Consider the following 15789-nt stretch of genomic DNA (forward strand, 5'->3'; position numbering starts at 1 on the left):
CCGCGTTTTTAGGATCTGACTATCAGACGTCGGCTTCAGCCAGAGCCACTGCTGCCACTTCGATTGCTTCTTCACCAGCCAGCGGGATTTTTTCACATAAAATCCAGTCTTTTTCATCGACCCAGTTTTGTGCACCACCAGCGACAGTGCGGATTGGCACTATATAACGGCAGGAAGTCTGAGGTTTTACTGATGCAAAAATTGGCACAAAACCAAAGTTCAGTGCAGTTTCAATCAGTGCCTGCTGGTTATGCGGGTCAATATCTGCTGCTTCGTCGATATAAATTGGAATACGGTATTTACCGCGCTCACGTTCAGAGAGCAACTGTCGGATAAACAACATACCGCACAATAACTTAATGGTGATACGGGTACCGTTGGAGCCTGCTGAGTCTATTTTGTCAAAGAACTCCACTTCACCAGCCCGATTCACCACTTTAAAACGAATATCAAACAAGTCAGATAAAGTTAAACCACCTTTTTCGCTGGCCGCCTGAATTAAGTAATCCTTCGCGGCCTGCACTTCACGCTCATTGCTGCTGGCGTTTGGCGCTAATAAATCCAGCGTATCGCCTTGTTGATAAGCTTCTGAGGTGGTCAGAATGGTATCGATATGGCCAACCAATAGAGCCCGGTCGACAATTTCAATTTTAAAATCCTGCAGGTTGGAGATCTGATGACGCCAAATGCCGCGGTTAAAGCTGTTGAGCTCACGGTGCAGACGGTTTAAGTCGTCGCGTAAGCCTTTGAGCGTGGACGCAACTTCTGTTAATGCCACCCGGGCACGACGTTCAATGGCTTCACGTTCTTTGTCCAGGTGATGAAAAGCGCTTATGAGTTTCTGGAACTTCAGCTCCTCATCCGATTCAACTTCAAACTTGGTAATGCCAGCGTTAAATATAAACAAGTAGGTATTTTTGATATTGACGTCGATAAGCTTCAGCTCATTACACTGCTTGTTAAAGTCGCGTAATACGTCGGCTAAGTTGTCAAAATCCAACGTTACTTCAATAGGATAAGGTGTAACTTTGCCGGAGTAGAAATCGAGCTGGAAGTCGATACGCTCTTTTTTCTCCTGCTCAATACGTTCGGCCTGACGTTTAATTTGTTCCTGCTTGTTCGAAACTAAATTACGACGATCCGACAAGGTAGAGGCCTTATGCTGTACTTCAGCCAATTGCTCCTGCAGCTTGTCTTCTTCAATTTCCAGTTCGGACTGCAGCGCTTGCTGCTCATCGCTGATTTCCAGCATCTGCTGGTAGCGGCCAAACTTTTTGATGTCTTCTTCGGCTTGCAATAAATCCTGATACAAACGGTCTTTTTCGCGGGTTTTACCAGCCAAATCACCAGCCACAGCCAGTTGTTGTTCCAGCGTATGCAAGGTTTGCTGCAGTGCTTCAATTTGCTCTTTCAGCTGGATTTTATTCTCAAGGCTATTTTGCTCGACTGGCTGCAGGTGATGCAGGTCAATAACGACGCCTGGTAAATGCAGTTTGCCTTGTTTAAAGCAATCGGCAATTTTCTCCAGTTGCTCTGAAAACAGCGCATCGTCCAGAATTTCAATATCACCGCCACCTGTGGTGGATAGCGATAATAAATCCGGATTCAGAATGCGGGTGATTTGCTGCACTTCCGGCAGGCTTAAGTCTTCGCGCAAACGCGAATACAGGTTAAATTCCAGGTTTTTCAGTTGCAGCTTTAAGCTTTGCAGCTGCTTGGCGCTTTGGCTTTTCTGGTGTGCCAAAGTGGTGGCATTGACCTGACTTGCGCCTTGTAAGCTGTGGCTTAACTGCTCGTAGGCAGAACGTATATTGCTTAAGTTGGTCTGCAAGGTGGCTTCGTTACTTAAGCTGAATTTTTGTGACAGGCCATCAAATTCGCCAAACCATTGCTGCAATTGCTGCTGACGGCCAGAGAGTTCTTTAATTTGGCCTACATACAAACGCTGCCGTTCTTCCAGCTGATTTTTTTCGGCCAAAAGACCGGTCAGCTGTTCGTTCAGAAGCTCTTGCTGATCGTCAAAGTAGCTGTGGAATTCGGTTAAAGCCACGTCCAGCTTAGGCGCATAAGTGGCTAAACGGCCTTTGAGCACTGAGCGGTTGTCGAGCAGGCTTTCCAGCGCTGTAACGGCTTCCTGCTGGTTTTCCAAAGCTTTCAGTTCACGTCTGTCTTTATTGACCTTTTCAAAGGCGTTGTGCCAGACCTGATAAAAATCGACCTTAGGGTCACCTAAGTGGCGGGCAAACACTGGCAATAACAGCCGTTTGACGTCCTGCGCTGTTAAGCGGTGCAGGTTCAGAATACGGCGAAAAATATCTTTGTAGACAGGGGCATCAGACACGTTCGCCAGTGGGATCATCCGAAGGTTAATACGACTGTCAAAAGGCGTGGCACCGCCTGTCAGCATGGCGTTCAGTTCAGACTGTTTTAATTCAATTGGATCAAAACCTAAACCACGTAAATGATGGTCCAGCTTGTTATACCGGACATAACTTTTGCCATCTAAATAATGGTTTAAGTCCAGTTTGCCTTTGTAGCAAAAATACTGGAAAGCGTAACCGGCAATTTTACCGCGGCCGGCGACGCCAATCACCACTGGGCCGTCGGGCAAATTGGCTTCCAGCAGGATGTAACTTTGGTCAGTGCCGAAGTAGAACTTACGGGTTTCGTCTAAGTCGTGGCCGTCCCACTCCGTTAAACGTAAATCGTTAATCAGCGGGAACTGCAGGGCGTTGATCACCGAACTTTTACCCGTATTATTCGGCGCGCAAATGGAGGATGAATCATCCAGTGGGATCACACATTTGGCATAACCTGCTGTATTGAGCAGTGCGAGTTTAGTTAAGCCATACAACTCCGATTTGATTGACTCAGACATCGGCTTGCTCCTCTGCTACAGCGCTGTGATCCACATCCATTAACGCATCTAAATAACGATACACAGGAGATAATAATTTGATCTGATCGCCGCTTGGCCGCGCCAGACCATAACGTAATAAGCGGTTGGATATTTCACGTTTCATGTCGGTCACTGAGAAAATTTCCAGTTGTTCGAATAAATGGTATTGCTGCTGCAGTAACTGGCCCCAGATTTCTGTGGTAATTTCATGTTCAAATAAAGCCCGCAGCGGGTCCTGGCCTTTGTCGGCATAAAACTCGACCAAGGCAAATAAGGTTAAAGCAAAAAGCCGGGAGATTTTTCCCATGCTGGCGGTGGCATCATCTACTTCAAAATAAAAGAAACCACGGCTGTCGCGTTTTAATGTATTACCCAGAGCTCCAAACAGAGCTGTGTAGGAGTCTTCCTGCTGATCCAGTTCCTGCCATAAGGCAAAATCCTGTTCGCTGATATGGTAACCGTTCGATAGCTTTTTGCTGATCTCAGCCAGTTGGGTCAGTTCATCTAAGTTTAATTGCATTTATAAAGTCCCGGCTTCGCTGCTTTGGAAAGGGTGTAAGGTCAGCTTATAGCCATTGAGTGTCAATTCTGTGTGCTGTTCGCTGTGCTGTAGAGTCAGCTCGTCAGAGCGCGACAATTCCTGGTATAAAAACAGCAATTCGTCTACCGGTAATTCAGGGTAACTGTCAGCCAGCCAGCGGCTTAAATCCGGTAGCTTTTTCAATGTTTTGGCTTTGTGCACTACATCTTTCAGTTCAGGCACCTGCATCAGCATGCTGTGATTACTCAGAATTTCTTCCGGTAGCTGATAGGCATCGTGTTCGTACTGGCAAAGTTCTGCCATATAGCTGGTGATTTGATTGGCTGAACCTAAGGAGAAACGCTGGCTGTCTGAGCTGATAGCTGGCACTAAAGGTTCCAGCGTCAGGTCTATGCCTTTTTTACGCATCTGTCCGAGCAGGAAGCTGGCGTTACGCGACAGCAGGGTATTGCGGCGTAGCTCATCACGCAGTGGCATCAATAAGTCAGCACAACGACTTAAACTTTCACGGCCCACCTGATTCATTTCAATCAAACGAGTGCGCAGCTGAATAAGTGTCTCTTTTTCAGTATTGAGTGTGCCCGTTATTTCGATGGTTTGCAGCAGTGCGCTGAGCATAGCCTCCACATCGGACACGGTTTTCTGGAAAGGGCCGTTGATATCGACCAGCGCTAAAACCGGGTCAATGTAGTCATCAAAGGCATCCATCACTGCAGCGTAGCGGCGTGCAAGGCTGAGCTTGCCTTCATCGGCTTTGGCGCGTTCCACTAAAGACAAAATGGCGCTTTCATTCTGACCAAAATGCTTCAGGACTTCACGAATACGTTCGTCCATTACCCGGGAAAAACGGCGCAGTTCACTGCTATCACGGCTATGAGCTGCCTCCTGCATACGCTCTGATAAACGCTTCAGCTCCAGAATTCGGCTTTCAATATCTGTTGCAAGGCCTAATTGCTGTTCCTGCATCAGCTGCTGAGCAAATTCCAGCACAGAACGATTCAGCTCCAACTGGCTTGATTTAGCCAGCGGGATCAGAATTTCCAGTTGCAAAAAACGTTGGGCTTCGCGAAACACCTGTTCACTGCTCATGCCACTGTTGTGGCGCAGGATCAAATGTTGTACATCCTGAAAACTGAAGTTGCCGCTTATACTTCGTTCAACCAACTGCTCAATGACAGTCCAATGCTCATCTAAGCAGCGGATAATTTTACGTGGGGCTATCATCTGTCCTTTCTTTCATAAAATTTTCACAAATGTGACATGGGTGGGTAGTGGCATCTGGCGTGGGCTGGTAGAATACGACCCCGCAAATTCCTTCCTTTTCCACAACATTAAAGCTGGTACTACATCATGTTAAGCGCAGTAATTTTGGCTCTGGTGGCAATCGCCTTTGTGATGATCGTTATAGAGGATATTATCCACGTAAACAAGGCAAAAACGACACTTTTTTTCGGTACTCTTTGCTGGATCCTCGCTTTTATTTTTCCTATGCACGGTGCTACAAGTGCCGATATCAGCGAGCAGCTGAATCATAACTTATTAGAAATAGCCACTTTGTGGTTGTTTTTGATGTCAACTATGACTTTTGTCGCTTATCTCAACAGTAAAGGCTTTATTTCTCAGGTGGTTCAACGTTTATTACCGGCTGAGTTATCTGAGCGTCGCCTGATGTTTATTATCGCGGTTTTTGCCTTTATCTTTTCGTCATTTGCCGACAACGTTACAGCCACACTGGTCGCTATCGCGGTGATCAGCAGTATCAAACTGGAAGCGAAAAAACGTATTCAATATGCCACCTTGATTATTTTTGCGGTCAACAGTGGCGGAGTGTCGTTAATCACAGGTGATGTGACGACGCTGATGTTATTTTTAGCCGGTAAAGTCACTATAACCAATCTGCTGTTACTCATTCTGCCGTCGTTATTTGCAGTCGCTGTATTGGCTATTTTACTGTCACGCAAAATGAAGGGCCGTATTGTACTGGAGAAAACACCTAAGCCAATTGAAAAAGCGGATGTGATTATTGCTGCCATTTTTGCCTCTACAATAGGCTCTACACTGCTGTTTAATATTCTGTTCCAGATCCCGCCCGTATTAACCTTCCTGTTTGGTTTAGGTGTAATGTTTCTGGCGGCTCAGTACCTGCTGCGTAAGAAAACCGGCGTCAATATTTTAAGTTACATCCGCGAAGTTGAGTTTGATACCTTATTGTTTTTCTTAGGTGTTTTACTGCTGGTTGGCATTATGAAAGAAATTGGCGTGCTGACCAATATCACGCATTTGTATCAGTATTTAGAACCAGTGCAAGCCAACTACCTGATGGGTATTTTGTCTGCGATGATCGACAACGTGCCTCTAACTGCGGCTTTGTTAAAAGCAGATTTAACCATGACCACAGCGGAGTGGCTGACTTTAACTTACGCCACTGGTGTGGGTGGTTCTATTCTGATCATAGGTTCAGCGGCCGGTATTATCGCCATGAGTAAAGTGAAAGAGCTGACTTTTGGCACTTACTTTAAAATGGCTGGCTACCTGCTGGGCTGTTATAGCCTGGGTTATGTTGGTGTTTATGTCGTTGGCCAGCTTGCACTGGGCTAACGGCAAAAAGCTGTAATTTAATTACAGTTTTTTTGAAAAGACGGCTAAACGGCTGTTGCCTTTTGTAAAAAAGTCACTTAAGCTCAGCGCCGTCAATCATACGTGATTATGAGATACCCGATGTGTAGGGGCGGGGTTTACCCCCGCCCGTGTAATGCCAACGGGTATAGACCAGAAGAGGAGCGTTAACCAGGTAGAACATCTCAGGCTGCTACAAGCCGCAGGATGTTTGAGGGGGATTAACGCCGAGGACCAGATGCTGTAGCGGCAGAGGGTCCGGTTGTTAAGGCTGAATCCTTACGACTGTCACCTGTTTTTTGTGGTGGAGAGCTTCTGGCCTTTGTGTGTCTGTGATCAGTTGTTTGCAGCATCCTGCCTGCATACAACTTTATTTACTGCCTGCAAATGCCATGCTCTGCCTTATGACTTTTTGAATAAGGAGAGACTCGAATGTCTAATCAACTTATCGTCGCCAAATTTGGCGGAACTTCAGTGGCCGATTTTCCGGCTATGTCCCGTTGTGCTGATATTGTGTTAGCCGATCCGAATATCCGGCTGGTGGCTGTCAGTGCCAGCTCAGGCGTGACCAATTTATTGGTCGATATCACCAAACAAACCGAAGTTCAGGCCCGTTATGCTTCTTATGAAGGCATAGAGCGTATTACTTTGGCCGTGCTGAACGCACTGCAGCAACCTGAAGCTGTGGCTGCACAAATCAACACCTTATTGGCTGATTTACGTAACCTGATTGAAACAGGAGGCGCTGTATATTCTGGCGCGCACAAAGATCTGATCCAGTCCTTTGGTGAGCGTTTAAGTTCAGTGTTATTTACTCAGGTGTTAGTGGAACGCGGCGCTGCAGCAGAGTGTTTTGACGTGCGCCGTGTGCTTCGCACCGACAGCCGTTTTGGTAAAGGCGAGCCGCAAATTCATCTGATCGCTGAATTAGCGCAAACCCATCTGCAGCCTTTACTGCGTGAACAGATTGTGGTCACTCAGGGTTTTATTGGTGCTGATGAAGCAGGGCAAACCACCACTTTAGGTCGTGGCGGCTCGGATTACAGTGCGGCTTTGTTAGGTGAAGCTTTAAATGCTCACATCGTACAAATCTGGACTGACGTAGTTGGGATTTTTACCACAGACCCACGTTTGACATCTGACGCCCGTTGTATCAATGAAATCAGCTTTGACGAAGCGGCAGAAATGGCAACTTTTGGTGCCAAAGTATTGCACCCAGCCACCCTAATTCCGGCGATGCGCCGCAATATTAAAGTTTTTGTTGGCTCCAGTCGTGAACCACAAGCCGGTGGTACCTGGATTGCAAAAACTGTGGAACACAAACCTGCTTATCGCGCCATAGCCTTACGTAAATCTCAAACCCTGATCACAGTGAAAAGCCCTGAGATGTTGCACGCTGCAGGCTTTTTAGCCCGGGTTTTTGATATTTTAAGTCGTCATCAAATTTCAGTCGATTTAGTAACAACGTCAGAGATTTCCGTGGCTTTAACTTTGGACGAATCTGCTGGAAGTGCGTTCAGCACATCAACAGAACCTGCTATTGCAGAGCTGAAGGCGTTCTGTGAGGTAACAGTAGAGCAGGGCTTAAGTCTGGTGGCTGTGATAGGCAATCACCTGCATAGCACCAAAGGCGTAACAGGTGAGCTATTCAGCGCTTTAGAGCAAATTAATATGCGGCTGATTTGTCACGGTGCTTCGCGCCATAACCTGTGCTTTTTAGTGCAGGATGCGTCAGCGGCCGCAGTGGTGAAAGAGCTACATCAGACGTTATTTAACTAACTGATTATTGGCGGCAGAGTAAAATGGAGTGTCTGGCACTTAATTTTACTCTGACCCCAATTTCAATCAAACAAACAGCTGTTTCATATCCTGATAAATAACCACAAATTCTGGGGAACGGTAGAAGTCCACGCCAGTGATTAAACCACGGTCGGCATAAGGTTTAAGCGCCAGACGTGGTTCAGTTTTGTCTTTGCTGTGGCCTTTTTGAATAGTGGCAATACGGACAAAATCCAGATAATTTACTTTGTCTGTATGAGGCAATTTGGTATTCCACTGCTCAGCCACTTCAATCAGTTCATCCGGAAATTCCCACTTACGCAGAATGCTACCGCCTACGCCTCCGGCTAAATCGTTGATGCAGCCCGCGATAAAGTCTTTGTCACCAAATTGATCCAAATGTTTTTCGGCTTCAGTCAAAATAGGCAATGCGCCGATGTTATGAATTAAACCAGCAAGGGTCATGGTATCAAAATTCACCGGGCTGACTTTTAGGTTGCTGTTGTACAGTTGCATAGCGGCGAGCGCGACAGCGGCCACTTCTAACGTGTCTTGCCATACTTTGCTCATCATGCCTTTGATTAAACTGGAATGAGAGACAAATAATTGCTCAACCGCCATAGCTGTCACTATGTTTTTGATATACCGCAATCCTATACGGGTCACAGCCTGATGCAGTGAGTTGACATGCACTGAACGGCCTAAAAAAGCACTGTTGGCGATTTTCATCATACGGGCTGACATGGCTGGGTCGTGAGAAATAATGTCGGCCATCTGGTTTAAATTCACATTTGGATCTTCCGCCATTTTACGAATTCGTAAGGCAATTTCAGGCAGACTTGGCAGCACCAAGGTATCATTCTGGATTTTTTCAACCAGTAAGCTTAATAACGCGTTTTCATTTGACATAAAATGTAACCCTGTGACAAAAAAGGAGAACTATCTGTGTGGTGTCTTTTTATTTTGTTGTAGACGAACATCTTGATTATTAGCGAATTCCATTGGCTTTGCCCAGTACTAAAACAAAAGAATTTTTCATTAGCCATGATGCGGGGAATTAGTTCGCGTCTTTATCCTGAATTTGAAACAGTTTGTCACGAATTTGCCAAAAACGACCATCCTTGCGTGCAATGATGGCTTGCGGTGGTTGAAACCTGTGAGACTGTTGCAGCACTTTATTGACCGAGCTTTCAGTAAAAGCCCTGTGCCTGTCGACCAAATGCGGTGGAACAAACAAAGTTAAAAATTTTTGTTTTTGTGCTTTGGTTTGTAGGCTCCAAAACTCTGCTATTTCTGCGCCATCAGCAGAAAAATAGCTGACCTTAAGTGAAGTTTTGCCTTCTTTGGTTTGATGGCTTTGCAGCTTCATACGCGTGACATAAAGCACTAAAGCATCTTTTAAACTCAAAGCTTCTTTGAGCTTTTTGTCCGGATCGACCAATACCAGACCACAGTCGCCACAATTGCGTGCTGCAATATCATTTTCAGCGCCACAGTCCGGACAAAACTTGGCTTTAAAGCGATAACCACAAGCTACTGGTTTAGCATCCTCGTCTTCTTTATAGCCCTGACAACGGCGGCCATAATGCTCAAGCACCAAACCTCTGTCGTCGGTTTTGCCCCAAAAGTTATTAAAAAAGCCGCATAAGGGGCAGGGTACTGTCACCAATTCTGTGCCAGGCTCTGGTCTTAGTTCGCCAATGTCAGGTTGCTCCAGATTAAAACGATTTCCGGCATAATCCAAAACCAGACAGTCGGTTTTGCCCGGGCTTAGGCGCAAGCCTCGGCCGACAATCTGCTGATACAAAGTGACAGATTCGGTCGGGCGTAAAATCGCTATTAAATCGATATGAGGGGCATCAAAACCTGTAGTTAACACCGCCACATTGACCAGATACTTCAGCTGTTTTTGTTTAAAACTCTGGATTAATGCATCCCGTTCTTTTTGTGGGGTGTCGCCTAAAATCAGCGCAGTTTCTGCTGCGGGTAAATAACCTAAAATCTCGCGGGCGTGTGCTGTGGTGGCCGCAAATATCATGACGCCAGTGCGGCTTTGGGCATGTTGTATCACTTGGTGAATAATTTGTGGGGTGGCGCGCTGCTGCTGGTTAATGCGTAAATCCAGATCAGCTTCTTTAAAATAACCACTGGCCGTGGGTTTTAAGCCAGCAAAGTCGTAACTTAATACTGGCGCATCCATCAGTACGGCCGGAGTTAAATACCCTTCGCCTAATAAAAAACGGATAGGCAAATCAAAAATACAGTATTTAAAAAAGCGCGGTTCGGTGGTGCGGATCAGACCACGGCTATGGTACTGATAAATCCAACCAGACCCTAAGCGGTAGGGCGTCGCTGTTAAGCCAAGCACTTTTAAATCCGGGTTTTGTGCTTGTAATGCACGAATGACTTTTAAGTAACTGCTGTCTTCGTCATCACCCACCCTATGGCACTCATCGATGACCAGTAAGCTGTATTGTTCAGTAAATTCAGTCAGATTTCTTGCCACCGACTGCACTGAGGCAAACACCACTTTGGCTGCGGTTTCTTTGCGGCCGAGACTGGCAGAAAAAATAGCGGCTTCTAAGCCATAACTTTGGTATTTAGCGTGATTTTGTTCCACTAGCTCTTTGACATGAGCTAATACCAGCACACGGCCACGAGCCAAACGTGCCAGTTCCGCTATCACCAAACTTTTGCCTGCACCTGTGGGCAATACCAATACGGCTGCTTCTGGCTTTTGACGGAAATGCACTAAAACGGCTTTAACCGCTTGTTGTTGATAGTCACGAAGTTGCAGCATAAGGATGGTTTACGCAAGAAGAAGGGGCCAGTTACAGCCCCTTTGATAACAACTATACCCAAAGTAATTGGAGTTACAGGGAGGCGACAAAAGCGTGAGACCCCAGGAGCATAGTTTACCTATGTGGTAATTGGATTGAAGCGAGAGCTCGCAGCTCACGCCAACCATCATACGCCACAAACTTCTGGGGCGAGAGCACGCAGTCAACAATGCTGCAGCTTCAAGTACAAAGGGTATAAGGAATATTACTGAATACCGTGGTTTGAGAAAACTGTCGCACGGTCGGCCAAGAAAGTGATTTTGATATTTTTTTCATCATCTCCCCAGCGGCAGCTTTTAGTGCCAACAGCTTCATCACAATGAGTAGCTGTGCCTAAAATTCCGGTTACTTCGTCGTATGTCATACCGGCTTTCACCTGATTGTAATTGTCTTGTGTTAGTTTGCTACATGCTCCAATAAGGGTTAGCGCTGCTAACAAAACCACGATTTTTTTCATAACAGATTCCTTGTGTTATTTAACTATTTAAGGTGTTGTTGCCACAGTTGCCTCTGGCGGGGTAAAACGTTTTACCTGAATAATCAGCCCTAAACGTGGGTGATCCAGATAGTGAATTTGACCTAAGGTTAAACGGGCGCTTTGTTTCACTGCAATTTGTGCCGGCTGAGTTGCGTCATCGGTCTGGCGCAGATAAAAAGTACCGTCAAATTGGATAAAGCGACCCAAACGTAACTGAACTAAAGAATCAAATTGCCATGGACTGTACCACAATTGCAAGCTGCTCTGACCTTGCTGCACTGCGGCTAACTGTTGCTGCACTTGCTGCATCAAATCAATAGTCTGCTCAGTTTCTGTTGCTGCTTCATTCTGATACACCCCAGCATACCAGTGACTGCGGCTATTGCGACCCGAGACTAAAGGCTGGCGCCAAGCAGTATGCAATAGCAGTTGTTTCCCTGCTTCACGCTGTAGTTGATAGGCGAGGTTTTTCAGTTGCAGATCATTAGCACCGACCAGATAAGCATTGTCTTTTGCTACACCGTCACCGGTAAAAGTAGCTGGAATTTGCGCTGGTGCAGGCAGTTGCAAGGCCAGCTCTTCTGAAGTTAAGGCCCGGCTGGTTAACTGGCCATCCAGATCCCATTGTTCCATCTGACAATTCTGGAAATTCAGTTGGAACAAAGACGCTACTGCAGGTTCTGGTTCTAATTGTACATCTAATGAATCTTCCGCCACCACAGTCTGCTGATTTTGTTTACTTTGCTGATGTTCAGTTAAAAGCTGCTGAATTTGCTGCTGCACTGTGACCGACACAGTGGCAGAAACAGGAGCCGCAACAGCAGGCGCTGTTGTATCAGATGCCGCAGGAGTGGGGGCGCAAGCAGGAACAGCTTTGATTAAATCCGCGACTGCAGGCTGCACCAGTGGGCGCATTAAATCCATTGCATTGCTGGTTTTAAGCTCCTGAGTTGGCGCTTCAAACTGTTCTTTTAAACTGGTGTTGGCACTGCGGCTAAAAGCGATCAGTTCAATTTCATACCAGCTATTGGCAATGGCTGTGCTGGTGGTACATAAAGCCACTAACGCCAAACCCAGCGATGTTAAACGCAGATGTTTCATGATGCTCCTGTCTGATGTTTAGCAAAGTCTTCCAGCATATAGCTGACAAAGGCGAATCTGCTGTTCGTATCAGGTAAATCTTTGATAAATTTCAGTTTACTGCCACCTTCAAGCTTAAAGACTTTTGATTGCGTCTGGATCAGCTGAATAATGTAAGACGGGTTCACTGAAGTCCGTTCGGCGAATTCTAGCACACCACCTTTGCTGTTGGCTTCCAGTCGTTTAATGCCAAGCTGCTGAGCCTGCATTTTTAACTCTGTGATTTTGACTAAGTTTTTCGCCGCATCCGGCAATAAGCCAAAACGGTCGATCAATTCTACCTGCACATCATCCAGTTCCTGCTCGTCTCGACAGGAGGCTAAACGTTTGTAAAAGGACAAACGTAAGCTGACATCCGGAATATAAGAATCTGGCAGCAGAGCAGGCAGCTTCATATCCAGTTCGGTTTGTTGGGTCAACAGCGCATCCAGACTAGGTTCTTTACCCGCTTTTAACGCTTCAACCGCTTGTTCCAGCATTTCCATATACAAACTAAAGCCGACAGATTCAATCTGGCCACTTTGCTCATCCCCCAACAGTTCGCCTGCACCACGAATTTCCATATCCTGACTGGCCAGTGCAAAACCAGCGCCTAAATCTTCCAAAGCGGAAATAGCTTCGAGGCGTTTTTCCGCATCTTTGGTTAAGCGTTTTGGTGGCGGAGTTAACAAATAGGCATAGGCCTGATGGTGCGAGCGACCAACCCGACCGCGTAACTGGTGCAATTGCGCCAGACCAAAATTATCGGCTCTGTTGATAATAATGGTATTGGCAGTGGGCACGTCTATGCCGGTTTCGATAATGGTGGAACAGAGCAACAGATTAAAACGCTGATGGTAAAAATCAGCCATGATCTGTTCCAGTTCACGTTCCCGCATTTGGCCATGGGCTATGCCAATCAAAGCTTCAGGCAGCAGTGTGGCTAAATCTGCCGCCGTTTTTTCTATGCTGGCGACATCGTTATGCAGGAAATACACCTGGCCGCCACGGGAAATTTCCCGCAGTACAGCTTCCCGTATTAAGCCTTCTTCATGCTCGCGCACAAAGGTTTTCACCGCCAAACGTTTGGCCGGCGGAGTAGCAATAATAGACAAATCGCGCATGCCTGACATCGACATGTTTAAGGTTCGTGGAATAGGGGTGGCCGTTAAAGTCAGAATGTCGATATTGGCGCGTAGCGCTTTGATTTTATCTTTTTGCCGCACACCAAAACGGTGTTCTTCGTCGACAATCAATAAGCCCAGATCTTTAAAACGAATATCGTCCTGCAGCAGTTTATGAGTGCCTATTAAAATATCCACTTTGCCTTGTTCGGTCTCGTCCAGTATGGCTTTTTGCTCTTTGGCGCTGATAAAGCGCGACAGCACTGCCACTTTGACTGGCCAGTTGGCAAAACGATCGCGGAAGTTTTCGAAGTGCTGCTGCGCCAAAAGCGTGGTTGGCACCAAAACCGCCACTTGTTTGTTGTCATTAACTGCAACAAAAGCCGCGCGCATCGCTACTTCTGTTTTACCAAAACCCACGTCACCGCAGACCAGACGGTCCATAGCGCGTTCAGCCTGCATATCGGCCAGCACTGCTGCTATAGCGTCAAGCTGATCGACAGTCTCTTTATAAGGGAAACCGTCGGCAAAAATTTCGTATTGTTCAGCGTCCAGTTTGAAACCATAACCGGTTTGAGCGGCGCGCTGGGCGTATACATCCAGTAATTCTGCCGCCACATCCCGCACTTTTTCTGCTGCTTTACGCCGGGCTTTTTCCCAGCTGTCGTTGCCAAGTTTATGCAGCGGCGCATTGTCCTGATCAGAACCTGTGTAACGGCTGATTAAATGCAGGGACGACACAGGCACATACAACTTGCTGCCACCTGCGTATTCAATGGTCACAAACTCAGCGCTGATGCCAGCCGCATCCAGCACCTGCAGCCCCTGATAACGGCCTATACCATGCTGTAAATGCACCACAGGTTGGCCAACAGACAACTCGGCCAGATTGCGGATTATGGTATCGCCGGAGATTTGTTGGCTGTGTTTACGTTTACGTCTTTGGGTAACTTTTTGGCCAAATAATTCGTTTTCGCTGACTAAAGCTAAAGGCTCTTCACCCGCTTTGGTTTTGCCGGATTTAAGCAGACAGCCTTGCTCTAACGAGCCAATGACTATGCCTAAATCCACCTGGTCTGTTAAAAATTCTTCCACCGAGGCAAATTGCTGCAAACGAATTTGATTACGCTGCATTAGCTGTAACAAGCTTTCGCGGCGGCCTTCAGATTCAACAAAAAACAGCACACGGCCTTGCTGTTTTTTGATATCGACAATAAATTGCTGTAGCTTTTCCAGCGGATTTTTCAGCTGATGATTCACCGTCAGTTCTGGCAAATCAGCAACAGCAGCATTGGATTGTCCGGCGCGCTCGGGCAATTCGGCCCGGCTTAAACGTAAACGTGGCCACTGTTTTAACTGAGCAAAAAACTCATCGACCGCTAAATACAATTCCTGCGGTTTTAAAATGGGTTTCAGTAAGTCGATGGCCCTGTCCTGATACCGACGTTGCAAGTCGTGCCAGAAACGTTCTGCTGCAGCTTCTAAATCACCTACAGCCATCATCACTGTTTGTTTTGGTAACATCGAAAATAACGGCGCAGACTGCTCTGCAAAGAGCGGCAGGTAATATTCAATACCAGCAGGCATCAAACCCTGACTGACCTGCATATAGAGCGATTCTTTTTCACTACGCGCCGGAAAACGCTCGCGATAACGAATACGGAAACGTTCTATTGCTGCTTTATCCTGCGGGAATTCGTGGGCAGGCAAAAGTTCGATTTCATCAACCTGTTGCACTGTGCGCTGATTGTCCGGATCAAACAGGCGAATGCCGTCAATTTCGTCATCTAAAAAGTCGATGCGATAAGGCAGGCTGCTGCCCATAGGGTACAAGTCCAGCAAGGAGCCGCGTACTGAAAACTCACCATGTTCCATCACCTGATCCACAGCACGATAACCCACTGCGGCCAATTGCTGACGCAGTGCCGTTAAATCCAGTTGCTGGCCTTTTTTCAGCACCAGACTGTACTGCTGCAAATAACTGGCGTCTGTTAACCGCAGCAGGGCCGTATTCAGTGGCACTATCACTATGCCATGTTGCAATCGTGGCAGGCTGTACAGGGTTTTTATGCGCTGAGAAATAATGTCCTGATGCGGTGAAAATACATCATAAGGCAAGGTTTCCCAGTCAGGAAAAGTCCATACATCGGTAGCGTTTTCATGGAAAAACACCATCAGCTCCTGCTCTAGGCGAAGGGCTGTAGTGGTGTCTGGCACTATGACAACATAAAGGCCTTTCTGGCGCTGATACAGCTGATAAATAGCCCAGGGCAAGGCGGCGCCAGATAGACGGCCCCATTGTTTTTGATCGGTGCTGGAGGTGGGCGCTGGTAATGCTTCAATGCGGATCATCAGGGAGATTCTTTACTCGTTATCAAAAGACCGTTGGTTAA

The 15789-nt window shown here is 46.8% G+C and carries 10 protein-coding genes and 1 riboswitch; of the genes, 2 read left to right on the forward strand and 8 right to left on the reverse strand.

The genetic code is table 11. The annotated features are described in order from the left end of the window. Nucleotides 1-22: 22 nt before the first annotated feature. Genes EK374_RS08860 through EK374_RS08870 form a run of 3 tightly spaced genes read right to left on the reverse strand, consistent with a single transcriptional unit; the run spans nucleotide 23 to nucleotide 4664 of the window. Nucleotides 23-2878 (reverse strand): AAA family ATPase, encoded by a 2856-nt coding sequence (locus EK374_RS08860; RefSeq protein WP_127022113.1) that lies wholly within the window; start codon nucleotides 2876-2878, stop codon nucleotides 23-25. Then, on the reverse strand, nucleotides 2871-3419 hold the full coding sequence (locus EK374_RS08865; protein ID WP_127022116.1) for a condensin complex protein MksE: 549 nt from the start codon (nucleotides 3417-3419) through the stop codon (nucleotides 2871-2873). Before EK374_RS08865 ends, EK374_RS08860 begins: the two co-directional genes overlap by 8 nt. Continuing rightward, nucleotides 3420-4664, reverse strand: coding sequence for a hypothetical protein (locus EK374_RS08870; protein ID WP_127022119.1), 1245 nt, complete (start codon nucleotides 4662-4664; stop codon nucleotides 3420-3422). Between the two features lie 126 nt (nucleotides 4665-4790). Here EK374_RS08870 and nhaD point away from each other — a divergent pair, with 126 nt between their 5' ends. Together nhaD and lysC are read left to right on the forward strand one after the other, a co-directional pair. Further along, nucleotides 4791-6038: a sodium:proton antiporter NhaD gene (gene nhaD, locus EK374_RS08875; protein WP_127022122.1), complete on the forward strand. Its 1248-nt coding sequence runs from the start codon at nucleotides 4791-4793 to the stop codon at nucleotides 6036-6038. 167 nt (nucleotides 6039-6205) lie between these two features. Next, nucleotides 6206-6379, forward strand: a riboswitch (Lysine riboswitch). 109 nt (nucleotides 6380-6488) lie between these two features. Next, nucleotides 6489-7835: a lysine-sensitive aspartokinase 3 gene (lysC, locus tag EK374_RS08880; RefSeq protein WP_127022125.1), complete on the forward strand. Its 1347-nt coding sequence runs from the start codon at nucleotides 6489-6491 to the stop codon at nucleotides 7833-7835. Nucleotides 7836-7901: 66 nt separating this feature from the next. On the opposite strand, the gene EK374_RS08885 is transcribed toward lysC, so the two are convergent. The 5 genes from EK374_RS08885 to mfd all read right to left on the reverse strand — a co-directional run bounded on the left by EK374_RS08885 (nucleotide 7902) and on the right by mfd (nucleotide 15748). Beyond that, on the reverse strand, nucleotides 7902-8744 hold the full coding sequence (locus EK374_RS08885; protein ID WP_127022128.1) for an HDOD domain-containing protein: 843 nt from the start codon (nucleotides 8742-8744) through the stop codon (nucleotides 7902-7904). A 148-nt stretch (nucleotides 8745-8892) separates the two neighbouring features. Beyond that, nucleotides 8893-10635, reverse strand: a complete 1743-nt coding sequence (locus tag EK374_RS08890; protein WP_127022131.1) for a DEAD/DEAH box helicase — start codon at nucleotides 10633-10635, stop codon at nucleotides 8893-8895. Nucleotides 10636-10880: 245 nt separating this feature from the next. Next, nucleotides 10881-11132, reverse strand: coding sequence for a DUF3862 domain-containing protein (locus EK374_RS08895; RefSeq protein ID WP_127022134.1), 252 nt, complete (start codon nucleotides 11130-11132; stop codon nucleotides 10881-10883). Between the two features lie 27 nt (nucleotides 11133-11159). Next, nucleotides 11160-12254, reverse strand: coding sequence for a CsiV family protein (locus EK374_RS08900; RefSeq protein WP_127022137.1), 1095 nt, complete (start codon nucleotides 12252-12254; stop codon nucleotides 11160-11162). Beyond that, a complete protein-coding gene (gene mfd / locus EK374_RS08905) occupies nucleotides 12251-15748 on the reverse strand; it encodes a transcription-repair coupling factor (RefSeq protein WP_127022140.1) in 3498 nt (1165 codons plus the stop codon). The genes EK374_RS08900 and mfd overlap by 4 nt, the downstream gene beginning before the upstream one ends. Between the last annotated feature and the right edge of the window lie 41 nt (nucleotides 15749-15789).

The organism is Rheinheimera mangrovi (assembly GCF_003990335.1).
GTDB classification, from domain to species: domain Bacteria; phylum Pseudomonadota; class Gammaproteobacteria; order Enterobacterales; family Alteromonadaceae; genus Pararheinheimera; species Pararheinheimera mangrovi.

What these genes read in the sequence shown, in the direction of transcription:
- EK374_RS08860 (WP_127022113.1), bottom strand. Translation starts at nt 2,878, where the DNA reads ATGTCTGAGTCAATCAAATCGGAGTTGTATGGCTTAACTAAACTCGCA.
- EK374_RS08865 (WP_127022116.1), bottom strand. Translation starts at nt 3,419, where the DNA reads ATGCAATTAAACTTAGATGAACTGACCCAACTGGCTGAGATCAGCAAA.
- EK374_RS08870 (WP_127022119.1), bottom strand. Translation starts at nt 4,664, where the DNA reads ATGATAGCCCCACGTAAAATTATCCGCTGCTTAGATGAGCATTGGACT.
- nhaD (WP_127022122.1), top strand. Translation starts at nt 4,791, where the DNA reads ATGTTAAGCGCAGTAATTTTGGCTCTGGTGGCAATCGCCTTTGTGATG.
- lysC (WP_127022125.1), top strand. Translation starts at nt 6,489, where the DNA reads ATGTCTAATCAACTTATCGTCGCCAAATTTGGCGGAACTTCAGTGGCC.
- EK374_RS08885 (WP_127022128.1), bottom strand. Translation starts at nt 8,744, where the DNA reads ATGTCAAATGAAAACGCGTTATTAAGCTTACTGGTTGAAAAAATCCAG.
- EK374_RS08890 (WP_127022131.1), bottom strand. Translation starts at nt 10,635, where the DNA reads ATGCTGCAACTTCGTGACTATCAACAACAAGCGGTTAAAGCCGTTTTA.
- EK374_RS08895 (WP_127022134.1), bottom strand. Translation starts at nt 11,132, where the DNA reads ATGAAAAAAATCGTGGTTTTGTTAGCAGCGCTAACCCTTATTGGAGCA.
- EK374_RS08900 (WP_127022137.1), bottom strand. Translation starts at nt 12,254, where the DNA reads ATGAAACATCTGCGTTTAACATCGCTGGGTTTGGCGTTAGTGGCTTTA.
- mfd (WP_127022140.1), bottom strand. Translation starts at nt 15,748, where the DNA reads ATGATCCGCATTGAAGCATTACCAGCGCCCACCTCCAGCACCGATCAA.